At 54.9% G+C, this 25,848-nt stretch carries 20 protein-coding genes; 8 read left to right on the top strand and 12 right to left on the bottom strand.

Annotated elements, in window-relative coordinates:
* Nucleotides 1-11: 11 nt before the first annotated feature.
* Nucleotides 12-659: an HTH-type transcriptional repressor FabR gene (gene fabR / locus ACLIBF_RS00960; RefSeq protein ID WP_003851200.1), complete on the bottom strand. Its 648-nt coding sequence runs from the start codon at nt 657-659 to the stop codon at nt 12-14.
* Between the two features lie 192 nt (nt 660-851).
* Between fabR and sthA the strand changes: the two genes are divergently transcribed.
* On the top strand, nt 852-2,252 hold the full coding sequence (sthA, locus tag ACLIBF_RS00955) for a Si-specific NAD(P)(+) transhydrogenase (protein WP_031377634.1): 1,401 nt from the start codon (nt 852-854) through the stop codon (nt 2,250-2,252).
* Here the strand turns inward: sthA and oxyR are convergent.
* Nucleotides 2,235-3,152, bottom strand: coding sequence for a DNA-binding transcriptional regulator OxyR (gene oxyR, locus ACLIBF_RS00950; RefSeq protein WP_031377635.1), 918 nt, complete (start codon nt 3,150-3,152; stop codon nt 2,235-2,237). The two genes, sthA and oxyR, sit on opposite strands and share 18 nt — an antisense overlap.
* Nucleotides 3,153-3,277: 125 nt before the next feature.
* Here oxyR and ACLIBF_RS00945 point away from each other — a divergent pair, with 125 nt between their 5' ends.
* Nucleotides 3,278-4,012, top strand: a complete 735-nt coding sequence (locus ACLIBF_RS00945) for a glutathione peroxidase (protein WP_069729888.1) — start codon at nt 3,278-3,280, stop codon at nt 4,010-4,012.
* Nucleotides 4,013-4,152: 140 nt separating this feature from the next.
* Here the strand turns inward: ACLIBF_RS00945 and ACLIBF_RS00940 are convergent, their stop codons facing one another.
* The 6 genes from ACLIBF_RS00940 to argC form a co-directional block, all read right to left on the bottom strand.
* Entirely contained in the window at nt 4,153-4,482 is a 330-nt protein-coding gene (locus ACLIBF_RS00940) for a hypothetical protein (protein WP_069729887.1), read from the bottom strand.
* 40 nt (nt 4,483-4,522) lie between these two features.
* Nucleotides 4,523-4,855, bottom strand: coding sequence for a hypothetical protein (locus ACLIBF_RS00935; RefSeq protein WP_279810189.1), 333 nt, complete (start codon nt 4,853-4,855; stop codon nt 4,523-4,525).
* Between the two features lie 300 nt (nt 4,856-5,155).
* On the bottom strand, nt 5,156-6,529 hold the full coding sequence (argH, locus tag ACLIBF_RS00930; protein ID WP_069729885.1) for an argininosuccinate lyase: 1,374 nt from the start codon (nt 6,527-6,529) through the stop codon (nt 5,156-5,158).
* A 90-nt stretch (nt 6,530-6,619) separates the two neighbouring features.
* On the bottom strand, nt 6,620-7,837 hold the full coding sequence (locus tag ACLIBF_RS00925) for an argininosuccinate synthase (RefSeq protein WP_031377640.1): 1,218 nt from the start codon (nt 7,835-7,837) through the stop codon (nt 6,620-6,622).
* A gap of 24 nt (nt 7,838-7,861) precedes the next feature.
* Complete coding sequence (argB, locus tag ACLIBF_RS00920; protein WP_031377641.1) at nt 7,862-8,638, bottom strand: acetylglutamate kinase; 777 nt, start codon at nt 8,636-8,638, stop codon at nt 7,862-7,864.
* 14 nt (nt 8,639-8,652) lie between these two features.
* Complete coding sequence (gene argC, locus ACLIBF_RS00915; protein ID WP_031377642.1) at nt 8,653-9,657, bottom strand: N-acetyl-gamma-glutamyl-phosphate reductase; 1,005 nt, start codon at nt 9,655-9,657, stop codon at nt 8,653-8,655.
* 167 nt (nt 9,658-9,824) lie between these two features.
* Between argC and argE the strand changes: the two genes are divergently transcribed.
* Both argE and ppc read left to right on the top strand, forming a co-directional pair.
* On the top strand, nt 9,825-10,973 hold the full coding sequence (argE, locus tag ACLIBF_RS00910) for an acetylornithine deacetylase (protein WP_031377643.1): 1,149 nt from the start codon (nt 9,825-9,827) through the stop codon (nt 10,971-10,973).
* A gap of 355 nt (nt 10,974-11,328) precedes the next feature.
* Nucleotides 11,329-13,980 (top strand): phosphoenolpyruvate carboxylase, encoded by a 2,652-nt coding sequence (gene ppc, locus ACLIBF_RS00905; protein ID WP_046289526.1) that lies wholly within the window; start codon nt 11,329-11,331, stop codon nt 13,978-13,980.
* Nucleotides 13,981-14,067: 87 nt separating this feature from the next.
* Here the strand turns inward: ppc and metF are convergent, their stop codons facing one another.
* The 3 genes from metF to metB form a co-directional block, all read right to left on the bottom strand.
* Nucleotides 14,068-14,967: a methylenetetrahydrofolate reductase gene (metF, locus tag ACLIBF_RS00900; protein WP_031377644.1), complete on the bottom strand. Its 900-nt coding sequence runs from the start codon at nt 14,965-14,967 to the stop codon at nt 14,068-14,070.
* A 211-nt stretch (nt 14,968-15,178) separates the two neighbouring features.
* Nucleotides 15,179-17,614: a bifunctional aspartate kinase/homoserine dehydrogenase II gene (locus ACLIBF_RS00895; protein ID WP_046289525.1), complete on the bottom strand. Its 2,436-nt coding sequence runs from the start codon at nt 17,612-17,614 to the stop codon at nt 15,179-15,181.
* A gap of 2 nt (nt 17,615-17,616) precedes the next feature.
* Nucleotides 17,617-18,777 carry a cystathionine gamma-synthase gene (gene metB, locus ACLIBF_RS00890; protein ID WP_069729882.1) on the bottom strand — a complete coding sequence of 387 codons (1,161 nt, stop codon included), beginning with the start codon at nt 18,775-18,777 and terminating at the stop codon, nt 17,617-17,619.
* 270 nt (nt 18,778-19,047) lie between these two features.
* Here metB and metJ point away from each other — a divergent pair, with 270 nt between their 5' ends.
* From metJ to ACLIBF_RS00875, 3 genes are all read left to right on the top strand, one after another.
* Nucleotides 19,048-19,365 (top strand): met regulon transcriptional regulator MetJ, encoded by a 318-nt coding sequence (gene metJ, locus ACLIBF_RS00885; RefSeq protein WP_003851225.1) that lies wholly within the window; start codon nt 19,048-19,050, stop codon nt 19,363-19,365.
* Between the two features lie 303 nt (nt 19,366-19,668).
* Nucleotides 19,669-21,387, top strand: a complete 1,719-nt coding sequence (locus ACLIBF_RS00880) for a ShlB/FhaC/HecB family hemolysin secretion/activation protein (protein ID WP_448309145.1) — start codon at nt 19,669-19,671, stop codon at nt 21,385-21,387.
* 72 nt (nt 21,388-21,459) lie between these two features.
* Complete coding sequence (locus ACLIBF_RS00875; protein WP_448309144.1) at nt 21,460-23,064, top strand: filamentous hemagglutinin N-terminal domain-containing protein; 1,605 nt, start codon at nt 21,460-21,462, stop codon at nt 23,062-23,064.
* Nucleotides 23,065-23,160: 96 nt separating this feature from the next.
* Here the strand turns inward: ACLIBF_RS00875 and rpmE are convergent, their stop codons facing one another.
* Nucleotides 23,161-23,376: a 50S ribosomal protein L31 gene (gene rpmE / locus ACLIBF_RS00870; RefSeq protein ID WP_003851227.1), complete on the bottom strand. Its 216-nt coding sequence runs from the start codon at nt 23,374-23,376 to the stop codon at nt 23,161-23,163.
* Nucleotides 23,377-23,601: 225 nt separating this feature from the next.
* Here rpmE and priA point away from each other — a divergent pair, with 225 nt between their 5' ends.
* Nucleotides 23,602-25,797, top strand: coding sequence for a primosomal protein N' (gene priA / locus ACLIBF_RS00865; protein ID WP_031377648.1), 2,196 nt, complete (start codon nt 23,602-23,604; stop codon nt 25,795-25,797).
* The last annotated feature ends 51 nt before the right edge of the window (nt 25,798-25,848 follow it).

Genomic DNA, 25,848 nt, shown 5'->3' with positions numbered 1-25,848 from the left:
CTGATCCTTATTCATTGCTCTTCGGGTTTTTCCAGGGTGACCGCCAGTCTTTCTTGTTCCCGGCGGTACCAGTAATAGGCGCCTTTGGCGATCATGCGGAGTTGCAGCACCAGACGATCTTCCAGCTTACGGCGCTGTTCGGCATCGACATCCAGCGCTTCTGCCCCGGCGCTGAAGACGATAGTCACCATCGCTTCGGCCTGCGCTTCGGTAAAACTGCGCGGCATGCGATTTTCGACCTCAAGATAATCCGCCAGTTCAGCGATAAAATGCTGAATTTCACGCGCGACCGCAGCACGGAAAGCGGCAGAGGTGCCGGAGCGTTCACGCAGTAACAGGCGAAAGGCATTGGGGTTATTGCCGATGAATTCCATAAAGGTGGAAACCGAGGTTTTGATGATGCTGCCGCCCTTGGCGATACGCTGACGCGCCTGGCGCATCAGCTGTCGCAACATCAGCCCGCTTTCATCCACCATAGTCAGACCCAGTTCATCAACATCCTTAAAATGACGATAAAACGAGGTCGGGGCGATGCCCGCTTCACGGGCAACCTCTCGCAAACTCAGGCTGGCAAAACTGCGTTCGGCGCTGAGCTGACTGAAAGCTGCTTCAATCAGTGTACGTCGTGTACGTTCTTTTTGTTGCGCTCTGACGCCCATTCTCTCAGCCTTTTGCGGTGTTGAGGGGGCACTATAACAAAATTTTCAGCGTACAGAGCAGCAAACTTTGTCACCGCCTGTGAACCTCACTCTTTGCCAAACTGTGATGAAAATCGCTGATAGAATTCAGAAGTGCGCGGCGAGATGTTAGAATCTCGTTGTAAAAATGTATAAATAATAGGACGTATCGGTATGCAAAAGTCTTACGATTACGATGCCATTGTGATTGGCTCAGGACCCGGCGGTGAAGGTGCGGCGATGGGGCTGGTGAAGCAGGGAGCGCGCATCGCAGTGATCGAACGCTACCACAACATCGGCGGCGGTTGTACGCACTGGGGCACCATTCCTTCTAAAGCACTTCGCCACGCCGTCAGTCGCATCATCGAATTCAACCAGAATCCGCTCTACAGCGACCACACCCGACTGCTCCGCTCCTCCTTCGCTGACATTCTTAATCACACTGAAAACGTGATCAGCCAGCAAACGGCGATGCGTCAGGGTTTTTATGAGCGTAACCGCTGTGAGCTTTATCAGGGGGATGCCCGTTTTGTTGACGCCAACACCATTGAGATTGAACAACCTGACGGCACGCGTGAACGGCTGACTGCGGAGAAGTTTGTCATCGCTTGTGGTTCGCGTCCTTATCATCCAGATGACGTCGACTTTACCCATCCGCGTGTCTACGACTCAGATTCAATCCTTAACCTGCATCACGAACCGGGCCACGTAATCATTTATGGTGCCGGGGTGATTGGCTGTGAGTATGCGTCGATTTTCCGCGGCCTGAACGTCAAGGTTGACCTGATCAACACCCGCGATCGTCTGCTGGCGTTCCTGGATCAGGAGATGTCTGACTCCCTCTCTTATCACTTCTGGAACAGCGGCGTGGTGATTCGTCACAACGAAGAGTTCGAGAAGATTGAAGGAGTGGAAGATGGCGTGATTATCCATCTGAAATCGGGCAAAAAGGTCAAAGCTGACTGTCTGCTGTACGCCAACGGCCGTACCGGTAACACCGATTCGCTGTCACTGGAAAATGTCGGACTGGAAGCGGATGGCCGTGGCCTGCTGAAAGTGAATAGCATGTACCAGACTGCACAGCCGCACATCTATGCGGTCGGTGATGTGATTGGGTATCCGAGCCTGGCGTCGGCTGCTTATGATCAGGGCCGGATTGCCGCACAGGCCATCGTCAAAGGGGAAGCCTCCGCGCACCTGATTGAAGATATCCCAACCGGCATTTATACCATTCCGGAAATCAGCTCCGTGGGTAAAACCGAGCAGCAGCTGACAGCGATGAAAGTGCCTTACGAGGTGGGTCGTGCGCAGTTTAAGCATCTGGCGCGGGCGCAGATTGTGGGTATGAACGTTGGCAGCCTGAAGATTCTGTTCCACCGCGAAACCAAAGAGATTCTGGGTATTCACTGCTTTGGCGAGCGGGCGGCCGAAATTATCCACATCGGACAGGCGATCATGGAGCAGAAGAACGGTGGCAACACGATTGAGTACTTCGTGAATACCACCTTTAACTACCCTACCATGGCCGAAGCCTATCGCGTGGCGGCATTAAACGGCTTAAACCGCCTGTTTTAACGCCGTGTCGAAATGATGTTGCATGTGGGTTTTAATTGCCTCTGCCAGCTGTTCATAACGGCTGCGCAGAGGTGAACCCGGCCGGTAGACCAGCGCGATGGTGCGCTGAGGGACCGGTTTGTAGCAAGGCAGATAGCACACGCCATCACGGATACGTTCTGGCGGTACCGCCAGCGCCGGAAGCAGCGTAATGCCGCTGCCTGCCGCCACCATATTGCGCAGCGTTTCCAGACTGGTGGCCCGGAAATGGGTATCTTCATCCGCGCCCGCCTCAAAGCAGAAGCCCATCGCCTGGTCGCGCAGACAGTGGCCATCTTCCAGCATCAGCAGTTTCTCGCCAGCCAGATCGGACATCGGCACCCGATCGCGATCGCGCCATGGATGATCGGCATAGACCGCCAGCTTCATTGGCTCATCAAACAGCGGCACCTCGATAAAGGCTTCACTCTCTTTGACCAGCGCCAGAATTGCGCAGTCCAGCTTGCCGCTGTCGAGTTGTGCCAGCAACTGCTGGGTTTGCGCCTCATGCAGATACATTTCCAGTTTTGGAAACGTCTGGTGCAGCATCGGAATAATTTGTGGCAGCAGATAAGGACCGGTGGTTGGAATAAGGCCGATATGCAGCGGGCCTGACATCGCTTCCCCTTGCTGACTGGCCATCTCTTTCAGCACTTTCACTTCACGCAGCACCGTTCGTGCCTGATCCACCAGCAGCAAGCCGGCCTGAGTGAACAGCACTTTACGGCTGGTACGCTCCAGCAGCATCACACCCAGCTCATCTTCAAGCTTACGGATCTGCCCGCTTAACGTGGGCTGGCTGACATGACACGCATCCGCAGCGCGGCGGAAATGACGGTGTTCAGCAAGCGAAACCAGATATTCAAGATCACGAATATTCATTATTACCCTCCAGACCACGATAGTCCGTGGCGATAGATAGAATAGCAATGAACGATTAGCCCTATCAAGGGTGGGCGGGAATAATGCACGCATCAAAATAAGCGGTTCGCCATCAAGGAGAAAAAATGTTTGCAAGTCAGGAAGGTAAAGCCGTTCCGCAGGTCACTTTTCACACCCGCCAGGGCGATCGCTGGGTCGATGTAACCACCGATGAGCTGTTTAACAACAAAACGGTGATCGTTTTTTCTCTGCCGGGCGCGTTTACTCCTACCTGCTCATCCAGCCATCTGCCGCGTTACAACGAGCTGTCAGGTGTTTTTGCACAGCACGGCGTGGACAGCATTCTGTGTGTCTCTGTTAATGACACCTTTGTGATGAATGCGTGGAAAGCGGAACAGCGGGCAGAAAACATTACCTTTATCCCTGATGGCAACGGCGAGTTCACCCGCGGCATGGAGATGCTGGTTGAGAAAGCCGATCTCGGCTTTGGCCCACGCTCATGGCGTTACTCGATGCTGGTGCGTAACGGCGTAGTTGAGAAAATGTTTGTTGAGCCGAACAAGCCAGGCGACCCGTTTGAAGTGTCAGATGCCGATACCATGCTGCGTTATCTGGCGCCGGAATTTAAAGTGCAGGAGTCAGTATCGGTCTTTACCAAGCCGGGCTGCCCGTTCTGCACCAAAGCAAAACAGCTGCTGATGGACCACGGAATTCAGTACGAAGAGATCGTGCTGGGACAGGATGCCACGACCGTCAGCCTGCGTGCCGTTTCTGGCCGGGCAACGGTGCCGCAGGTGTTTATCGGTGGCCGTCATATTGGCGGCAGTGATGACCTGGAGCAGTTCCTGCTGTCAGCGTAAACCTATCTCTGTGTCAGCCGGGAGTGCTGGCCCTTTGATGATGTGCCTATAAAAAAAGTAGTAATTCTGAAGCTAGAGGTTGGCGGGCATGTAACATGCCCGCTTTTTTTTGCCTTGCGAACATCCCCGGGCGGCAGATATCAGGCCCCAGGCATTCCCTTCATTATATCAGTCAGCAGGTCCTGCGCCATAACCAGCCCCGCTTCATAGCCAACATAAGTGCCATAAACAGCACCTGCGACTGCGCCGGCAATCGCCCCGCCGATCATGCCGACCAGAGAAGTCAGGCCACCACCGATACCGATCACATCCGAAGAGCTTGCACCACGGCCACCTAAAATGGCTAACGTCCAGGCCCCTATGACCGCGCCGCCAATGGCGCAAACTGCACCTTCTGCAATATTGGCCAGAAAGTTATCACCATAAGCACCGGAAACGGAACTGACTTCAAAAGCATTTAATTCACGCATACACTATTTCCTGTTTATTTATAAAAAATGAATGTAATTATTATTTAACTCCACCGGAAATAATCGTCTGCGCCAGCAGATTAGCCAGAGGAAGACTGTAAGAAAGCGAAACCAGCGAGCCAGCAATAACGCCACCTACTCCGCCAATTATTGCGCCGCCAATAGCGCCTGCTATCTGACCAATGAATCCCAGCCCAAAGATTCCCATTGCATCACCGCCGTGCAGAAAGCCAATTACACCGCCGCCAACAGCAGCGGCTACGCCACCGAGAATTGCGCTGGCCAGATGATCGCCAATAAAAAACGCAATATCATTAGGTGTAGTTGTCGCACCTGAAATAGCAAACGTCTCATCAATCGTTAATTCACGCATAAGCCCTCCTGGCTCAAAAAATACATTAAATAAACACCTGTTCGATGCGTTGATAAAGTAGCTTCATTTTTTAGCTTAAGAAATAGTAAAAACTCCATAAAACGGGCAAATGTTATTTCGAGTGTTAAAAGAGCGCGTTTATACGCAAACCACATCCTCCTGACATTCTGTTAAGTACTGTGCCGGGGGCGTTATAAGTGTGGGGGTAAACTGCAGATAAAAGATAAGAATGATGAACAGGCACGGGAGAGGATTGACAGCTGCAAGACTGGCAAAGCAAGCGCTTTGCCAGTCTGTTTTTTATGCCAGGCGCTGCTTTGCCTCGCTGAGGGCATGAGCAACCTGCTGCGGTGAAACGCCACCCTGCGCATTACGCTTATCCAGACAGGATTGCAGTGCCAGAATCGGATAGACATCCTCTTCAATGACTGCACTGAACGGCTGTAACTGCGCCAGTGTCAGCGCTTCCAGCGCCACGCCCTGTTTGATCGCCTCTACCACCACTTCTCCGACAATGTGGTGCGCTTCACGGAACGGAACCCCTTTGGCCACCAGATAATCCGCCAGTTCAGTAGAGTTGGCGTAGCCCTGCTCGGCCGCTTCCTGACAACGCGGACGCTTCACCTGCAGGCCATCCAGCACCAGCACCGACATATGCAGGCAGTCGAGCCAGGTATCGAGCGCGTCGAATAATCCCTCTTTGTCTTCCTGCATATCCTTGTTATAGGCCAGCGGCAAACCTTTCAGCGTCATCATCATGCCGGTCAGTGCGCCCTGTACCCGGCCGCATTTGCCCCGGATCAGCTCCAGCGCATCCGGATTTTTCTTCTGTGGCATCAGTGAAGAGCCGGAGGTCACCTTGTCGGACAGTTCGATAAAGCCCGCTTCACCGGTGTTGAAGAAGATCATATCTTCGGCGAAGCGTGACAGATGGACCATGCCGATCGCGGCGTCAGAGAGCAGCTCCAGCACATGGTCGCGGTCAGAAACCGTATCCAGACTGTTGCGGGTCGCCGAGGCGAAACCTAACCAGCCCGCCAGTTGCTGACGATCGATTTCGTAGGCGGTACCCGCCAGCGCGCCGCAGCCCAGCGGGCTGACATCCAGCCGTTTCAGGGTATCCTGCAGGCGGCTTTCATCACGCGCCAGCATTTCGACATAGGCCAGACACCAGTGCGCAAACGTAACCGGCTGCGCCCGCTGCAGATGGGTGTAACCCGGCATCACTGCATCCTGGTTCGCTTCTGCGGTCGCAACCAGCGCCTGCTGCAGCTCACGCGTTGCGCTCAGCAGCGCGTCGACCTGCATTTTGCACCACAGCTTGAGATCGGTAGCGACCTGATCGTTACGGCTACGGCCGGTGTGCAGTTTTTTGCCCAGCGCACCGACTTTGTCGATCAGCTGACTTTCTACCCAGCTATGGATATCTTCAGCATCGCTCTGCAAAATCTGCTCAGGATTGGCGCGCACTTCCGCCAGCAAGGCAGTCAATGCTGCTTCCAGCTGCTGCTGCTCATCCTGGGTCAGGACATTCACCGTCACCAGCGCTTTGGACCAGGCGACAGAACCCATGATGTCCTGCTCCGCCAGGCGGTAATCGAAGCGCAGCGAATCGTTGAACTGTTTGAAACGTTGATCTGCTGCCTGGGTAAACCGTCCACCCCAAAGTGCCATGGGAAAACTCCTTCAAATCGTTAAACAAAGGGCGGCATAAATGCCGCCCCTGATCTCAAACGGTGAGGCGAGGCGTACCTCGCCTGAGAATTACTTCTTCTGCTCGTTCAGGGCGCGGATGCGCGAAGAGAGCGAGAACAGACGGATAAATCCGCCAGCATGACGATGGTCGTAAACTTCGTCTTCGCCGAAGGTCGCGAACTCTTCGGAGTAGAGGCTGTTCGGTGAACGCTTCTGCGTCGCCGTGGCCTGACCTTTGTAGAGCTGCAACACCACTTCGCCATTCACTTCTTCAGCCAGTGATTCCGCAGCGGCCTGAATTGACTTACGCAGCGGTGCGAACCAGCGGCCGTCGTAGACCACGTAAGACATCTCCTGACCCAGCTGCTCACGCCATTTGAAGCTATCGCGATCCAGTACCAGCTGCTCAACCGCACGCAGCGCGTTAACCATGATGGTGCCGCCTGGGGTTTCATAGCATCCACGGGACTTGATGCCGACCAGACGGTTTTCAACGATATCGATCCGGCCCACACCGTGTTTCGCACCGATCACGTTGAGTTTTTCCAGACACTGGAACGGGCTCAGTTTTTCGCCGTTCACTGCCACTACCCGACCCTTTTCAACGGTCACGGTGACTTCTTCCGGCTGATCCGGCGCTTCTAAAGGATCGACGGTCCAGACCCAGCAATCTTTATTCGGTGCATTAGCCGGGCTTTCCAGCACGCCGCCTTCGGTGGAGATGTGCCAGGCGTTTTCATCGCGGCTGTAGATTTTTTCCAGCGACGCGGTGGTCGGAATGTTGCGCTCTTTCAGGTAGTCCAGCAGCGCTTCACGCGACCGCAGATTCCATTCACGCCATGGCGCGACCACTTTCAGCTGCGGAGCCAGCGCGGTGTAGGTGGTTTCGAAACGCACCTGATCGTTACCTTTACCGGTGGCACCGTGACAGAGTGCATCCGCACCCACTTTCAGCGCCAGCTCAACCTGAGCTTTCGCGATGATAGGACGCGCCATCGAGGTGCCCAGCAGATAGGTGCCTTCATACAGAGCGCCGGTCTGCAGCACCGGGTAAACGTAATCGCTGATGAACTCTTCACGCAGATCAACCACGTGACACTCAGAGGCACCGGACTGCAGCGCTTTCTTCTCTACGCCTTCAAGATCGCTGCGCTCCTGACCGATATCGGCCACAAACGCCACCACCTCACAGCCGCCGTAGTTCTCTTTCAGCCACGGAATGATGGCGGAAGTATCAAGACCACCGGAGTAAGCCAGAACGATTTTTTTGATGCCTTGCGTTTGCATTTCGTAATCCTTGAATCAGAGTCGTTAAGCGAGAATCCGGGTGCCAATCGGCACGCCGTTAAACAGGTCAGGCAACCGCTCAGCGTGACGCCAGCTGGCGATATCCACCGGGCGGCCCAGCGTACGCGCCGCATCCAGCGCAGCGTGCACCTTCACAATCATGCCATCGGTAATAATGCCCTGGGTAATCAGCTGCTCAGCTTTGTCGGCGGTCATCTCTTCGATGCGCTGACCTTTGCCGTCGAGAATACCGCTGACGTCTGACAGCAAGACTAAATCAGCGCCAAGGGTCGATGCCAGCGCCGTCGCAGCCTGGTCGGCGTTGACGTTCATCAGTTCGCCGTCGTCAGTGATGCCGATAGAACTGACGACCGGCATATAACCAGCGGCCAGCAGGGTGTTCATCAGCGCCGGGTTACCCGGCATGGCGTGACCCACGTGGCCCAGTTCTTCATCAAACGGGGTGACGTTAACCATGCCGGCATCGCCAAGGCAGAGGCCAACCGCGTTGATGCCGGTTTTTTTGGCCCACGCCAGCAGGGTTTTGTTGGCAGTTCCCGCCAGCGCACCGGTAATAATGTCGATCTGATCGGCCGGCGTGACGCGCAGGCCGTTCTTTTTCTTCACCGGCAGCGCCAGCTTTTTCATCAGCTCATCCACCAGGCAACCGCCACCGTGAACAATAATCAGCGGACGCTGATGGGCACTGCGATAAGTCAGCAGCGCATCAAACAGACGGGCCAGCGCTTCTTCGCTGTCTAACAGCACACCGCCCAGCTTGATAATCAATGGATTGGTCATGGTTTACTCGTCCGTTAGGTCAGTGAGGTGGTTTCAGGGAAGCCGAAGCGGATATTCAGACACTGGACTGCCTGCGACGCGGCGCCTTTCAGCAGGTTATCTTCGGCGGCCACCACAATCAGGTGCTCATCCTGTACCTCAAAACCGATGTCGCAATAAGGCAGACCCACCACCGCTTTCAGTGCCGGAACGCCCTGCTCGTAGAGCCGGACCAGTGGCTTATCGTGATACGCGCGCTGGAACACTGCCGCCACGTCTTCGCGGCTCACGCCCGGATTTAACCGGCAGGTTATCGTCGCCAGAATACCGCGCGGGAAGTTGCCCAGATGCGGCGTGAAAATCACCGGCGTACCAAGATGCGCCACGATTTCCGGGTGATGACGATGGTTGAACAGACCGTAAGGCTGCAGGCTGACTTCGCAAAAGCTGGTGCCGACGCTGGCTTTACGCCCTGCGCCGCTCACGCCGCTGGTGGCGTTGATCACCGGCCACTGTGCCGTATTCAGCAGGCCCGCCTCCACCAGCGGTTTCAGCGCCAGCTGGGCCGCCGTCGGGTAACAACCCGGCACGGCCACCAGCTGTGCCTGCTTAATCTGCTGATGCTGATATTCCGCCAGGCCATAGACCGCTTTATCCAGCCAGTCGCCATGCTGATGGGTGAAGCCATAGAAGCGGGTATAAAACGCGGGATCATTGACGCGGAAGGCACCGGACAGGTCGAATACCACACAACCGGCCTTGAGAAATTCCGGAGCCAGATCGTGGCTGACTTCATGGGCCGTCGCCAGAAAAACCACATCCACTTTATCTGCCCATTCCGCCGCATGGCTCAACGGCTGTAGCGGCAGATCCACCACCCCTTTCAGCTGCGGATGCAGATCGGACAAGCGCTTACCCGCATCGGGACTTTGCGCCGAAACCGCTAAAGCGGTTATGTTGATATCTGGATGGCGATTCAGGAAGGTGGCGAGCTCTACGCCAGCGTAACCACTGGCACCCACGATCAGCGTATTCAACATCAGGCTGTAACCCTTTTTACAGTCACACGTTCCGGGTCGCGGCCTTGCCCCGTTGCCCACAATGTCGTTTGCAGCGATTTAAGGTTCACATGCAGACGACGTTAATGTATTTTTATTCACTATTAATGCATGAATATTGATACATCCTAACTCAAGGACCGTCAACAGTGAAGACAAAATTACCGCCTTTTATCGAACTCTACCGCCAGTTGATCGCCACACCGTCAATCAGCGCAACCGATGCCGCACTGGACCAGAGTAATGAAACTTTAATCAATTTGCTGGCTGGCTGGTTTCGCGACCTCGGCTTCAGCGTTGAAGTTCAGCCGGTGCCCGGCACCCGCAATAAATTTAATATGCTGGCCCGGACCGGTGACGGCGCAGGCGGGCTGCTGTTAGCCGGTCATACTGACACCGTGCCGTTCGACGATGGCCGCTGGACCCGCGATCCCTTTACCCTGACCGAGCACGACAACAAACTCTACGGCCTCGGCACCGCAGATATGAAAGGCTTCTTCGCCTTTATTCTCGATACGCTGCGGGATGTGGATGTCACGACGCTGAGCAAGCCGCTCTACATCCTCGCCACCGCCGATGAAGAGACCACCATGGCCGGCGCTAAATACTTTTCTGAATCGACCCAGCTGCGTCCGGATTGCGCCATCATTGGCGAACCGACCTCACTCAAGCCGGTTCGCGCACACAAAGGGCACCTGTCGAACGTGATCCGTATTGAAGGCAAGTCGGGCCACTCCAGCGATCCGGCGCGCGGCGTCAACGCCATTGAACTGATGCATGAATCGATCACCCATCTGATGCAACTGCGCAATACGCTAAAAGAGCGCTATCACCACGATGGTTTCGCTATTCCCTATCCCACGATGAACTTCGGGCATATTCACGGTGGCGATGCGGCTAATCGCATCTGCGCCTGCTGTGAACTGCATATGGATATCCGGCCGTTGCCGGGCTTATCGCTCAGCGATCTGGATGGACTGCTGAACGACGCGCTGGCCCCGGTCAGTGCACGCTGGCCTGGCCGTGTGACGGTCGCAGAGCTGCATCCGCCGATTCCGGGTTACGAATGCCCGGCGAACCATGAACTGGTCAGCGTGGTCGAGAAATTACTCGGTACGCCAACCGAAGTGGTGAACTACTGCACCGAGGCACCCTTTATTCAGCAGCTCTGCCCGACGCTGGTACTGGGACCGGGCTCGATCAATCAGGCGCATCAGCCAGACGAATTTATTGATACCGCATTTATTAAGCCGACGCGGGCGCTTATCAGTCAGGTTGTGCAGCATTTTTGTCACTGATTAACAGCAAATGGGGCATTTCACTGTGATATCAGTAAAATGCCCGGTCATTCTGCGGGATTTAACAATAAGAATAACTTATCCCGCTCCGTCCCAAATAAATTCCATGAATTTCGGTTAGTTAGCCGCACGTTCGCCCCACTTTAACGCATTTGACGTGGACAGGTTTACGTGGCTAGATAAAAGACGTTGTTATGCCCACCGGGTAACTATCCAGATATTTTCAGATTGCAGACAGGCGGCAACTGAGCAAATTCCCCGTACATTACCGGGAAGATAAAGTTGCTGCTTTTTCTGCTGCCTGAAAAGGGTCGGGTGTAGAAGTTTTTCAAGACGATAAGGGTGTCAGGGTCCAATGAACGAACAATATTCCGCAATGCGAAGTAATGTCAGTATGCTCGGCAAACTGCTCGGGGATACGATTAAGGATGCGCTGGGCGAGAACATCCTCGACCGGGTGGAAACCATCCGTAAGCTCTCCAAGTCATCCCGTGCAGGTAATGACACTCATCGTAAGGAACTGCTTAATACGCTGCAAAACCTCTCCAATGACGAGTTACTGCCGGTGGCCCGCGCGTTTAGCCAGTTTCTGAACCTCACCAACGTGGCTGAGCAGTACCAGACCATCTCGCACAGCGGTGAAGGCGCAAACCATCCTGAACTGCTGAAAAAGACCTTCGAAACCCTGAAACAGCAGAAAGACATCAGCGAAACCGCGATCCGTGAGGCGATTGAGTCGCTGTCGCTGGAGCTGGTGCTGACTGCGCACCCGACCGAAATCACCCGCCGCACGCTGATTCACAAGCTGGTGGAGGTCAACAGTTGCCTCAAGCAACTCGATCACAGTGACATTTCCGATTACGAACGTAACCAGATTATGCGCCGTCTGCGCCAGCTGGTGGCGCAGGCCTGGCATACCGACGAGATCCGCAAATATCGTCCGACCCCGATTGATGAAGCCAAATGGGGCTTCGCCGTGGTCGAGAACAGCTTATGGGAAGGCGTTCCGGCTTTTCTGCGCGAGCTGAACGAGCAGGTCGAAGAAGCCTTCGGGATTAAACTGCCGGTCGATTTCGTGCCGGTGCAGTTCACCTCATGGATGGGCGGCGATCGTGACGGCAACCCTAACGTCACAGCCGCCATTACCCGCCACGCGATGCAACTGAGTCGCTGGAAAGCGGCCGATCTGTTCCTGCGTGACATTGGCGTGCTGATCTCTGAGCTGTCGATGTCGGAGTGCAGCGAAGAAGTGCGCGAACTGAGCGGCGATCCGGACGCGCTGGAACCTTACCGGATGATCCTGAAACGTCTGCGCAGTCAGCTGATGACCACGCAGGCATTCCTTGAACGTCGACTGAAAGGCGAACGTCTGCCGCGTCCGGCGGACCTGCTGGTCTCCAACGACCAATTGTGGGATCCGCTGTATGCCATTTATCAGTCACTGCAGCAGTGCGGCATGGGCATCATCGCCAACGGCCAGCTGCTGGATACGCTGCGCCGCGTGAAGTGCTTTGGCGTGCCGCTGGTGCGTATCGACCTGCGCCAGGAGAGCACCCGTCATACCGAAGCCATTGCGGAAGTGACCCGCTATCTCGGCCTCGGCGATTATGAAAGCTGGTCCGAAGCGGACAAACAGGCCTTCCTGATCCGCGAATTGAATTCAAAACGTCCGCTACTGCCGCGCAGCTGGGAACCCAGCGATGAGACGCGCGAAGTGCTGGAAACCTGCCGCGTTGCGGCTGAAGCCCCACAGGGCTCGATCGCCGCTTACGTTATCTCAATGGCGAAAACGCCGTCTGACGTGCTGGCGGTTCACCTGTTACTGAAAGAAGCGGGCATCAACTATGCCATGCCGGTGGCACCGCTGTTTGAAACGCTCGATGACCTGAATAATGCCAACGATGTGATGAGCCAGCTGCTGAGCATTGACTGGTATCGCGGCTTTATTCAGGGCAAACAGATGGTGATGATTGGCTATTCTGACTCGGCGAAAGATGCCGGCGTCATGGCAGCCAGCTGGGCGCAGTATCAGGCGCAGGATGCGCTGATCAAAACCTGTGAAAAAGCCGGGATTTCGCTGACGCTGTTCCACGGACGCGGCGGCACCATTGGCCGTGGCGGCGCACCGGCACATGCGGCTCTGCTGTCACAGCCACCGGGCAGCCTGCGTGGCGGCCTGCGCGTCACCGAACAGGGCGAGATGATCCGCTTCAAATATGGTTTACCGGAAGTCACCATCGCCAGCCTGTCGCTCTACACCGGCGCGATTCTCGAAGCGAACCTGATGCCGCCGCCGGAGCCAAAACGCGAATGGCGCGACATCATGGATCAGCTCTCTGCCGACTCCTGTGCGATGTATCGTGGCTATGTGCGTGAAAACGAAGATTTTGTGCCTTACTTCCGTTCAGCGACACCGGAGCAGGAGCTGGGTAAACTGCCGCTGGGCTCACGTCCGGCCAAGCGTCGTCCGACCGGCGGCGTAGAGTCGCTGCGTGCGATTCCATGGATTTTCGCCTGGACGCAAAACCGTCTGATGCTCCCTGCCTGGCTGGGTGCCGGTGCGGCGCTGCAACAGGCGATGGCGGCGGGCCATCAGGATCAGCTGGAAGCGATGTGCCGCGACTGGCCGTTCTTTTCCACCCGCCTCGGCATGCTGGAGATGGTGTTCTCGAAAGCCGACCTGTGGCTGGCGGAATATTACGATCAGCGGCTGGTCGAAAAATCACTCTGGCCGCTGGGCAAACAGCTGCGCGACCAGCTGGATGCGGATATCAAAGCGGTACTGACCATTGCTAACGACTCTCACCTGATGGCCGATCAGCCGTGGATTGCTGAGTCGATTGCGCTGCGTAACGTCTATACCGATCCTCTTAACGTGCTGCAGGCGGAACTGCTGCATCGTTCACGTGCTCAGGAAGCCCGTGGTGATGAGCCGGATGCACGCGTAGAGCAGGCATTAATGGTGACCATTGCGGGTGTGGCAGCCGGCATGCGCAATACCGGTTAAGCCGGTGCAGGCGCGGTATTAGCGCCTGCTACTGATAACAAAAAAGTCGGGATAAGCCCGACTTTTTTATTGGCTGGAGCGGTCGAATCAGGCGGCCGCGACGGCGGGACGCACCCCCAGAGTGTGGCAAATGGCATAACTCATTTCGGCACGGTTCAGCGTGTAGAAGTGGAAATCTTTCACGCCTTCGCGCGACAGAATCTTCACCATATCCATCGCGATGTTGGCACCTACCATTTTGCGCGTCTCAGCATCATCATCCAGCCCGGCAAACATTGCATTCATCCAGCCCGGCACGCGTACATTGGTCAGCGTGGCGAAGCGTTGCAGCTGTTTAAAGTTCGACACCGGCAGAATACCGGGCACGATCTCTACGTCGATACCGGTCGACACACAGCGATCGCGGAAGCGTAAATAGCTTTCGACGTCGAAAAAGAACTGGGTGATCGCCCGGTTCGCGCCGGCATCAATTTTGCGCTTCAGGTTAATCAGATCGGCCTGCGCGCTTTTGGCTTCCGGGTGGACTTCCGGATAAGCCGCAACCGATATATCAAAATCACCAACCTCTTTCAGCAGCGAGACCAGATCGCAGCCATACATTTCTGGCTTACCGCCGCCTGGCGGCAGGTCACCGCGCAGCGCCACGATATGGCGGATACCGTTGTTCCAGTAATCCTGCGCGATGGTGCGTAACTCTTCTCGCGTGGCATCGACACAGGTCAGATGCGGCGCGGCTTCCAGACCGGTGCGATCTTTAATCCCTTTGATGATGCTGTGGGTACGATCGCGCTCGCCAGAGTTCGCGCCGTAGGTGACAGAGACGAATTTTGGTTTCAGGCTGCTCAGGCGATCGATTGAGGTCCACAGCGTCGCTTCCATTTCGCTGGTACGCGGCGGAAAGAATTCAAATGAGACATTAATTTGCCCGTTCAGCTCTGCCAGGCTCTGGTTTAGCGCTTCGCGCTGATTGGCATGAAAGAAACTCATCCTGCATCCTCATCGATCACATCGGTTAACTGTCGATCTGTAAACATCCATACGTTTAGACGTCCAGATGTTCAAAATGACCGAATCCAGCATCAGCGTCAACTAAAAAATGATCAACGGCGGTGATAAATTTTCATTCAACCTGAAGGTAATTCATGATGGGTGTGGATTAAAGACGAGAACAGGCGCCGAAGCGCCTGAGAAGAAAGGATTACAGCAGTTGCGCCAGGCGATTGATATCTGACTGAATGGCGCCCGCTGTGACATCACGTCCCGCACCCGGACCGCGGATCACCAGCGGATTATCACGATACCAGCGGCTTTCAATGGCAAAAACGTTATCGCACGGCAACAATGCGGCCAGCGGATGCTCCGGTCGCACGGCTTCGACGCCGACCCGGGCTTTGCCGTTGCCATCAAAACGGGCAACATAGCGCAGCACTAAGCCCAGCTCCTGCGCAGCTTCCAGTCGTTGCAGCATCTGCTCATTCAACTCTTCACCATTTTCAAAGAAATGGTCGATCGAACCCTGCTGGCCGTTATCCGGCACCAGAGATTCAACCCGAACCTGATCCGGTTCGATGTCGTATCCCGCTTCACGCGCCAGAATCACCAGCTTACGCATCACGTCCTGTCCGGAGAGATCGACGCGCGGATCGGGCTCGGTTAAACCCTGCTGCCACGCCTGATCCACCAGCTCGGTGAACGGCACCGTGCCGTCAAACTGCAGGAACAGCCACGACAGCGTGCCAGAGAAGATGCCGCTGATCGCCAGGATAGTGTCGCCGCTGTCGCGCAGATCGCGCACCGTGTAGTTAATCGGCAGGCCAGCCCCTACCGTGGCGTTATATAACCAGTGACGGCCGGTTTTGGTAAAGGCATCGCGGATTTGCCGCCACGTCTGGCTGTCCGACGCGCCCGCTACCTTATTGGCACTGATGACGTGAAAACCGTGACTGGCGAAATCGAGGTACTGCTGCGCCAGCGGCGTGCTGGCCGTGACATCCAGCACCACTAAGTCGTCAAACGGGTGCGCCCGCATCCACAGGAACAGCGATTCTTCATCACGTTCTACCGCTTCATCATCAAAGAAGGCCAGCGCCCGGCTGGCGTCCAGTCCGTCGTAACTCAGCAGGCTACGGCGGCTATCGGCCACACCGGCCAGCACAAATTCAAATCCGGTACGAGCCGACAGGTTTTCGTGATCACGGGCAAACAGTTCCAGCCAGCGCGAACCGATATTACCTTTACCGAACAGCATCAGGCCAATGCGCTTTTCCGCCCGGAACAGCGACTGGTGCAATCCCTGGATCAGATGACGGGTCGGACCGACGCGCAGCACCGCCACCACGCTGATGTGCTCTTCTGACTGCCAGATAAACTCTACCGGCTGGTCTTTTAACTGCTGCCAGAAACGGTGGGTATGCAGCGGATTGCGGGTGACGCCCGCGCCCACCAGCGCCACCAGCGCCAGCCCATCACGCAGTTGCAGATGGCCCGGCAGACCGGCATCCTGGAGCAGCGAAAAAGCGCTGTTGACCACTTCTGAGGTGTAGCAGAGCTGCAGCAGTTGGCGGTCGGGATGCACACCCACCGCCAGCGGACGTAGCTGAGCGCGCTTCAGCAGCAGATCGATCTCTTTATGCAGCAGGCTGAAATCGTGCTGTTCCGGCAGCAGAATCTCAATCAGGCAAACGTCATCGTGACTGGTCACGATACGGGCGCCGGTACCGGAAGCCAGTACGCGCTCAATGCGGGTTGAACCCTGCTCCGGCTGGTAGCTGCAGCGCAGTTGCAGATCAATGTCGCTGCCCGAGACCGGCTGCAGTGTGCGGGTATGCAACACCGGGGCGGCAAGGCGCGCCAGTTCACTGGCTTCATCCAGCCTTAACAACGGCAGCAGACAAGCATCCGACACTTTACGCGGATCGGCACTGTACACGCCGGCCACATCGCTCCAGATGGTGACGCGACCGACGCCCGCCAGCGCGCCAATCTGCGTCGCGGAATAGTCGGAACCGTTACGTCCGAGCAGCACCGTTTCACCGGCGTCGTTACGGCTGATGAAGCCGGTCACCACGATGCGCTTGTGCGGATGTTGTGCCAGCAGGGTTTGCAGCAGTGGCCACGACTTGCCTTCATCCACCTGCGGTTGCGCGGCCCGTTCAGCACGCAGAAAATCGCGCGCATCCAGCCAGCAGGCCTGCATATCACGCTGGCTCAGCACCGCGGCCATCAGGCGGGCCGACCAGATTTCACCGTGCCCGACCACTTCGGCATACACCGCATCCGTCAGCGTGCCATCCAGCAGGGCGGCCAGCTTCTCCAGATCGCGGATGAATGCCGAGACTAATGGTTCAGCGATCTCAGCAGGCAGCAGCGCGCTAATCAGCTCGCTTTGATAACGCCGTAAAGCCTGTTGCACCTGGTGCGCAGACAACCGATCGCTCTGGCTGAGCTTCAGCCAGCTAATCAGCTGGTTGGTGGTCGAGCCTGCCGCCGACACCACCATCATGTCGCCCGGCTGGCTGTAGTCCGCCATAATACTGGCCACACGCTGATAGCAGCGTGCATCCGCCAGGCTACTGCCGCCAAATTTATGCAACTGCCTGATATCCGGCGTTCCCGCGCCTGCTGAAATCGTCATGCTTAACCCTCGGCTGCGATCCGGAATGCATTATCCAGATCGGCAATTAAATCTTCGTGATCTTCGATGCCGACAGAAACACGCAGCAGCGTGTCGGAGATGCCGGCTGCGGCCCGTGCTTCTGCCGACATTCCCGCATGCGTCATGGTCGCGGTGTGGGAAATCAGACTCTCCACCCCGCCCAGTGATTCCGCCAGCGTAAATAGCCGCAGCGCTTTCAGGAAGCGGCGCAGCAGGGCCTCATCACCGTCGACCTCGAAGCTCAGCATCGCACCAAAACCGCGCTGCTGGCGCACTGCATGTTCGTGTCCGGCGTTTTCCGGCAGCGAAGGATGATACAACTTTTTCACCTGCTTCTGTTGCTTCAGGTAATCAACAATTGCTAATGCGTTGCGTTGCGCCGCAGCCATGCGTGGCGCTAAGGTACGGATGCCGCGCAGCAGCAGATAGCTATCAAACGCCGAACCGGTGACGCCAATGTTGTTAGCCCACCACGCCAGGTCGGTCGCCAGCTGAGGATCTTTGGCAATGACCGCGCCCGCCACCACGTCAGAATGACCGTTGAGGTATTTGGTGCAGGAGTGGATCACCAGGTCCGCGCCCAGTGCCAGCGGATTCTGTAACGCCGGACTCATAAAGGTGTTATCCACTACGCTGAGGGCGCCAGCAGCGCGTGCGGCGCCGCAGATCGCACTGATATCGACCACGCGCAACAGTGGATTGCTGGGGCTTTCGATCAGCACCAGCTTCGGTTTTTCATCCAACGCCGCCTGCAGCGCATTCAGGTCACCCTGATCGACAAATTTCACCCGATAAGCACCGCGCTTGCTCAGGCTGTCAAACAACCGGTAGCTGCCGCCATAACAGTCGTGTGGCGCCACCAACAGGTCGCCAGGCTTCAGGAACACCGTCGTCACCAGGTGAATAGCCGACATGCCGGTATTGGTTAATACCGCGCCTGCCCCGCCTTCCAGTTCGGCCAGCGTCCGTTGCACCACATCGCGGGTTGGATTACCGCGACGTGAATAGTCATGTGCGCGTGGCTCGTTGAAATCCAGGAAGTTATAGGTGCTGGAGAGGTGAATCGGTGGGACAACGCAGCCATATTGCTCGTCATCATTCAAACCGCTGCGTACTGCGATGGTTGCCTGTTTGCGCGTCATGGGGCTTATTGTTCCTGAAATGTGAAATGTTGAGGCACAGGATATCACCCTCTAATTAGACGTCAATACATCTGGACATCTAAATGTCTTTGCGTATAGATTGAGCAGAAACGCAATAACCGCTAAAATTATGCGTCATCGCCTGGCGCTCACCCGATAATTCAGACGCTGTGAGCGAAGAAAACCCGCCATATCAGGGGTCAGGCAGGGAAAAATCAGGCATAATTCGCTGATTTCCTCACTTTTAACGTTTATTAATTAAGGTATCCCATGGCTGAATGGAACGGCGAATATATCAGCCCGTACGCCGAGCACGGTAAGAAGAGCGAGCAGGTCAAGAAGATTACGGTTTCTATCCCATTGAGCGTGCTGAAGATTTTAACGGATGAGCGTACCCGTCGTCAGGTCAACAACCTGCGTCACGCCACCAACAGTGAGCTACTGTGTGAAGCGTTTTTGCATGCTTTTACCGGCCAGCCACTGCCAGATGATGTTGACCTGCGTAAAGAGCGCAGCGATGAGATTCCGGAAGAAGCGAAAAAGATCATGCGCGACATGGGTATCGATCCAGATACCTGGGAATATTAATCCGTCAGGCCTGTTTCGCTTAACATCGCTTTGTTTCAGATGAGCAGTCTCCGCAAGGGTGCTGCTCATCTGACCTTAATCTGTGGTGACGCATTTTCTATCTTCCCGCCTGCCCCGCCATTCTGACTTTTTTCAGTACGATTTATTCGTATAGTAATAACATCCATCGCATTTTTATATTATCGGGATATTTTCATTCCAGGATGAGATTATATTCAATTACTGAATGGAGGAATTACTATTGTTCCTGATTAGCTGACTCCGTAAGATTTCCGCCAAAGCAATGAGTCTGCAGGAAGCATGATGGCACTGAAATCTATAACAAAAAAACAAAAGCGCTTATTTTTAATTATTAATCTGTTTACCCTTTCGGCCTTTTCCTTTTCCGGCCTGGCAAATGCGGTGCTGCCGGTGGCAGAAAAAAACAGCGAAGCTAATGCACTTTTACAGGACCAGATTCGCAAACAACAGTTAATCCCCAAACCACAAAAAAGCGTATCTGAGAAAAAGGGTATTGAACGTCAGGCGATCCGTTTTCCACACGAATCGAATTGCCACCAAATTGATAAGGTTTATTTACGTCAGGATAGCAAAAAACTTCACCTTGAAAAATTACGTTATTTTACCTCGCAGGCCGAAGGTCAATGTCTGGGTATTGCGGGCATAAATCTGCTGGCAAAAACCCTGCAAAACGAAATTATCAGGCTGGGCTATATCACCACACGGGTTAACTTACCCAATCAGAATTTATCGGATCATGCGTTAACCTTTGAAATCAATGCCGGTAAAATTGGCAATATCGTGGTTAATAAAGCCAGCGGCGATTATATCAGTCTGCGTAATACCCTGCCGCTGAAAGCGGGCGACATCCTCGAACTAAGCGATCTCGAACAGGGCAGTTTTAATCTGCAGCGCGTACCGGGTTCGCAGGTCAGGATCAATGTATCACCTGGCCGTGAGAAAAATAAAAGTGATCTTTATATCCAGCGCGAACAAGATAAATACTGGCAGGTGGGGGCGTGGATCAATGATGCGGGTTCGGTCTCAACCGGGCGTTATCAGGGAGGCGCAGCACTCTATTTAAATAACATCACCTCACTGAGTGACACGCTATATGCTTCCTATGGCCACGACATCGCGCCAAAACATACCGTAAAAGGTAACAGTAATAAATCGATTGGCTATTCTGTTCCATGGGGTTACTGGTGGCTCGATCTGTACGCCAGCCAGAGCCAGTATCAACAATATATGATCGGTAACTGGACCAACTGGCGGCTGAATAACAAAAACAGCTACTACAGCGCGCAACTTAATCGCCTGCTCTCGCGTACCGAACATCAGACTACGACGGCTGGCCTGCAAATATTCAATACCGAATCCCGCTATGCGCTCAATGGTTTCGATCTCGTCAGCATGCATAAGAAAAATGCGGGATGGAAAGCCGTACTGCAACATCAGCTCAGTTACGATAATGCCGGTCTGGCAGCCAGCCTGAGTTACCAAAAAAAGATGCCATGGTTTAATAGTCATCAGACTGTTGAGCAGGAATATAAACTCATCGATAAAGAAGACAGGATTGTTACCTTAGATCTGCAAGGCTCCGTGAACTTCCTTTTTTACGGTAACTGGCTGAACTATTCTCCCCATTTTAGCCTGCAATATTCACCCGATAATGTTTCTTCGCTGAGTCGTTTTTCACTGGCAAATCGCTGGACGGTACGCGGATTCGATGGTGAAAATTCGCTTCAGGATAATAAGGGATGGTACTGGCGCAACGACATCAGCTGGATATTTCCCGACAAGGCCATACAACCTTATATCGGCGTTGATGCAGGTCAGGTTTATGGCCATCAGAGTCAACAATATTACAACGGGAAAACGGTTATCGGCAGCGTCGTTGGCTTGCGAGGTAAATATCAGCAAACCTACCTTGATCTTTTTTCCGGCACGCCTCTTAAAAAGCCACAGGGCTTTCACACGGATCCCCTTACGCTGGGTTTCTCTCTGCAATGGAAATACTGAGAAAAGGAGGAAAATTTTACCATCACTACCGTTAAACAGAGTTTAAAAACATCATTACTTAAAGGGATAAAAATGAAAAGTCTTAAAATTAATTTATTATTTCTGGCGACGTTAGCTACGCTCAGCAGTCAGTCTTCCTTTGCTGCACTTGATCTTTACACCCATGCAAATGGTGCAACGGTGGTTAATATCAATAAAGCCGATGCGAATGGTCTTTCGCATAATATGTACCAAAAATTCAATGTCCCTACTCAGGGCATGGTGATTAATAACAGCACCACCGATTTAATCCGTGAAAGCGGTAATCTTTCTCACAACAGTAATCTGGACGGCCCTGCCAGCCTGATTCTTAATGAGATCATTTCAAAAAATCCATCTTATCTCAACGGTTATATAGAAGTTGCTGGCCAGAAGGCTGATGTGATTATCGCCAACCCTAACGGCATTAGCTGTTCTGGCTGCGGCTTTATTAATACCGGCCGGGCCACGCTCACCACCGGCACGCCAACCTTCAGCGATGGTGCATTTACCGGCTTTAACGTGGCACAGGGTTCGCTTGCTGTCAGCGGTGATGGCCTGAAAGGGGCAGATTATACCGACCTGCTGGCGCAGCAAATTAACATCCGCGGTCAGGTAGAGACCAGCCAGTTGAACGCTATCGCCGGTAGCTATGATTACAATATTGCTTCCGGCCAGATGACGGCAGCGGAAAACAGCGTGCGTTACGCTAACAGTATTGATGTCAGCGCGCTGGGTGGCGTAACGGCGGGGATCATTCAACTGCAAACCACTGAGGCGGGTGCCGGGGTAAATAATAACGGCATACTAAATGCCGTCGGCCTTTCTATCACCTCTGATGGTGCGCTGATCAACAACGGCACCGTTGAAAGTGGCTTTATTAACGCCAAAACTCGCAGCGGAATTATTAATAATGGTCAGCTTTCTTCCCATCAGACAGTGCTGCAGACAGCCGGCTCGTTCACTAACAATGGCACAATTAAAACCACTGATTCTATTGATATCATCAGTGATGGGGCAGTCTTTAATAGCAGTCATGGGCAAATCGATGCAGCTGGAGATATCGGTATCATTGCTCAGGCCGGTAATATTGATAACGCCGGTAAAATCACCAGCGGGAAAGATCTGACAATGCTGACCGGCTTTGGACTGGTTGGTGAAGAAGTTAAAGCTAAATTCAACACCAGTCTGCTTAATTCCGGCTCAATGCAGGCCAATAATATCAGCCTGCTCGCGGTAAACGAGATTAATCTGTTGTCAGGTGGAGACGTCACCGCGCAAGGCGCAGCATATATTTCTGCTGCAAAAGTCTCTAACGACGCGGCCCTCATCGGACAGAGCGCTTCCGTCGCGGCTAAAGAGGTGCGGAATAGCGGGGTGATGCAGACTACCGGACTGTTAAGCGTAGAGGGCAAAAACGGGATATATAATACCGGCAGCATGGAAGCGGGAACGCTGGCGCTGATTACCGATGAGAAAATCAGTAATTCATCCTGCGTATGGTGGGTATTTTGCACCAAAGGCACCATGAAGGCCGATAAAATCACCATTACTGCGCCTAAGATCGCGAGTCTGCGTGAGCTGGATGGCAACTATACGACGCAGACCCTTGAACTGAATAAGCCTGTAGCACCATCAGAACCGGGCACCAGTTTGTAATAAACCTACCCGCCAGTAAAAAAACGCTATAAAAAAACCCAGCCGAAGCTGGGTTTTTCTTGCCGCCGAACCCGCAGGTTCAGGTGCCTTTTAATCTTATTTTTTAGCGCCTGGCACGCTGAAACGCTTGTTAAAGCGGTCAACACGGCCACCAGTTGCCACTTCACGCTGCTTACCGGTATAGAACGGGTGGCATTTACCACAAACGTCCAGGTTCAGTTCGTGAGTCAGTGTTGAACGGGTGTGAATCTCGTTGCCGCAGGTACATTTGATAGTAACTGCTTCGTATTTCGGGTGAATACCTTGTTTCATGGGAAACCTCAGATAAGGCCGTGTCGCTCTCCGTGCCAGGTCGTAACCCGCACAGCACCACACGCGGTTGAACAATAAAGGGTGGACTCCGGCAAGATCTTTCTCACCGAAGGCGCAACATTATACAGCTAACTTCTGATTGCTGCAAATCTCTGCTGAGATACCCGCCATCGGGGCCAGCGTGTACACTATCTTCCCCGATGATTGAGCCGGAAAGAGATTGCTATGCCCGTTGTTCAGGTTGCCCTGCCCGTCCCCTTGCCCCGCCTGTTTGACTATCTGCCTCCTGTGGGTGCGCAGCCAGTAATTGGCGGTCGTGTGAGCGTGCCCTTCGGCAATCGCAAAATGATCGGCATTGTCGTTGCGCTGCGTGACAACAGCGATCTGCCGGAAGCGCAACTGAAGCGCGTTGCGGAGGTGCTGGACAGCGAATCACTCTATCCGCCGTCGTTGTGGCGCATTCTCAACTGGGCGGCCAGCTACTACCATTCGCCGACTGGCGAAGTGCTGAGCCATGCGATACCGGTGCTGCTGCGTCAGGGTAAACCGGCGCAGGATAATCCATTATGGCAATGGGTGATCACCGAGCAGGGTCGCGCTACAGCACCCGAAAGCTTAAAACGCGCGCCGAAACAGCAGCAGGCGCTGGCCGCCTTACGTCAGCGGCCGCTCTATCGTCATCAGGTCAGCGAACACGATCTGACGGATGCGGCAATGCAGGCGCTGCGGGCTAAAGGTCTGTGCGATCTGCATGAACATCAGCCGCAGATGCATGACTGGCGCACCACCTTCGCGATCAAAGGCGAACGCCTGCGGCTGAATACCGATCAGGCGATGGCGGTCGGCGCAATCCGGGCAGAAGATGAACAGTATGCCGCGTGGCTGCTGGCGGGCATCACCGGCTCCGGCAAAACCGAGGTTTATCTCAGCGTGCTGGAGAATGTGCTGTCACGCGGCAAGCAGGCGCTGGTGCTGGTACCCGAAATTGGCCTAACCCCGCAAACCATTGCCCGTTTCCGTGAGCGCTTTGATGCGCCGATCGATGTGCTCCACTCTGCCTTAAATGACAGTGAACGGCTGGCGGTATGGCTGCGCGCGCGACGGGGCGAAACGGCTATCGTGATCGGCACCCGCTCGGCCCTGTTTACTCCACTGGCGCGTCCTGGGGTAATCATCATTGATGAAGAGCACGACAGCTCCTATAAACAGCAGGAAGGCTGGCGGTACCAGGCACGCGATCTGGCAGTATTCCGCGCGCATGAAGAGAACATCCCGATAGTGATGGGATCGGCGACACCGGCGCTGGAGACGCTGCACAACGTACGCAGCGGTAAATATCGTCAGCTCGACCTGACGAAACGCGCCGGCAATGCCCGACCGGCCCTGCAACAGTTGATCGATCTGAAAGGCGTGCAGCTGACTGGCGGCCTGGCACCGGCGCTGATCGGCAAAATGCGTCATCATTTGCAGGCCGACAATCAGGTCCTGCTATTTCTGAACCGCCGCGGCTTTTCACCGGCCCTGTTGTGTCACGATTGTGGCTGGATTGCCGAATGTTCGCGCTGTGACCGCTACTACACATTGCATCAGCATCACCGCCAGCTACGCTGCCACCATTGCGACAGCCAGCGACCGCTGCCTAATCAATGTCCGCAATGTGGCTCGACCCATTTGCTGCCGGTGGGCGTCGGCACCGAGCAGCTGGAACAGCAGCTCGGCACGCTGTTTCCCGGCATCCCGGTATCGCGCATCGATCGTGATACCACCAGCCGCAAAGGTGCGCTGGAGCAGCATCTGGCCGATGTTCATCGCGGCGGCGCCCGCATCCTGGTCGGTACCCAGATGCTGGCAAAAGGCCACCATTTCCCCGACGTCACACTGGTCTCGCTGCTGGATGTGGATGGTGCCCTGTTCTCCGCTGATTTCCGCGCGGCAGAACGGTTTGCCCAGCTCTACACGCAGGTTGCCGGTCGCGCCGGCCGGGCCGGTAAACAGGGCGAAGTGCTGCTGCAGACCCACCATCCGGAACACCCGTTGCTGCAGACCCTGCTGCATAAAGGTTATTTTGCCTTTGCCCAGCAGGCGCTGCTGGAGCGCCAGGCGGTGTTCCTGCCGCCATGGAGCCGCCACGCACTGTTCCGGGCGGAAGATATGGATAACCAACAGGCGGCGGAATTTCTGCAGCAGCTGCGAAATCTGCTGGAATCGAGCCCGCTGAATGACAGCGCGATGTGGTTTATGGGACCACTACCCGCCCTGCAGCCAAAACGCAGCGGCCGCTGGCGCTGGCAGTTGCTGGTGCAGCATCCTTCACGCCAGCGTCTGCAACAGTTACTGAGCAGCTCATTGCCGCTGGTTTCGACCCTGCCCGCCGCGCGCAAAGTAAAATGGACGCTGGATATCGATCCCACCGAGAGCTGATACGGCTGACACTGCGAGCCAGATCGAAAAAAGTCGCATAAGTCACAATTT

It is taken from the genome of Pantoea sp. PGP6, from assembly GCF_053474785.1.
The sequence above is the reverse complement of the archived record's forward strand: the minus strand, read 5'-3'. Positions and strand labels throughout refer to the sequence as shown.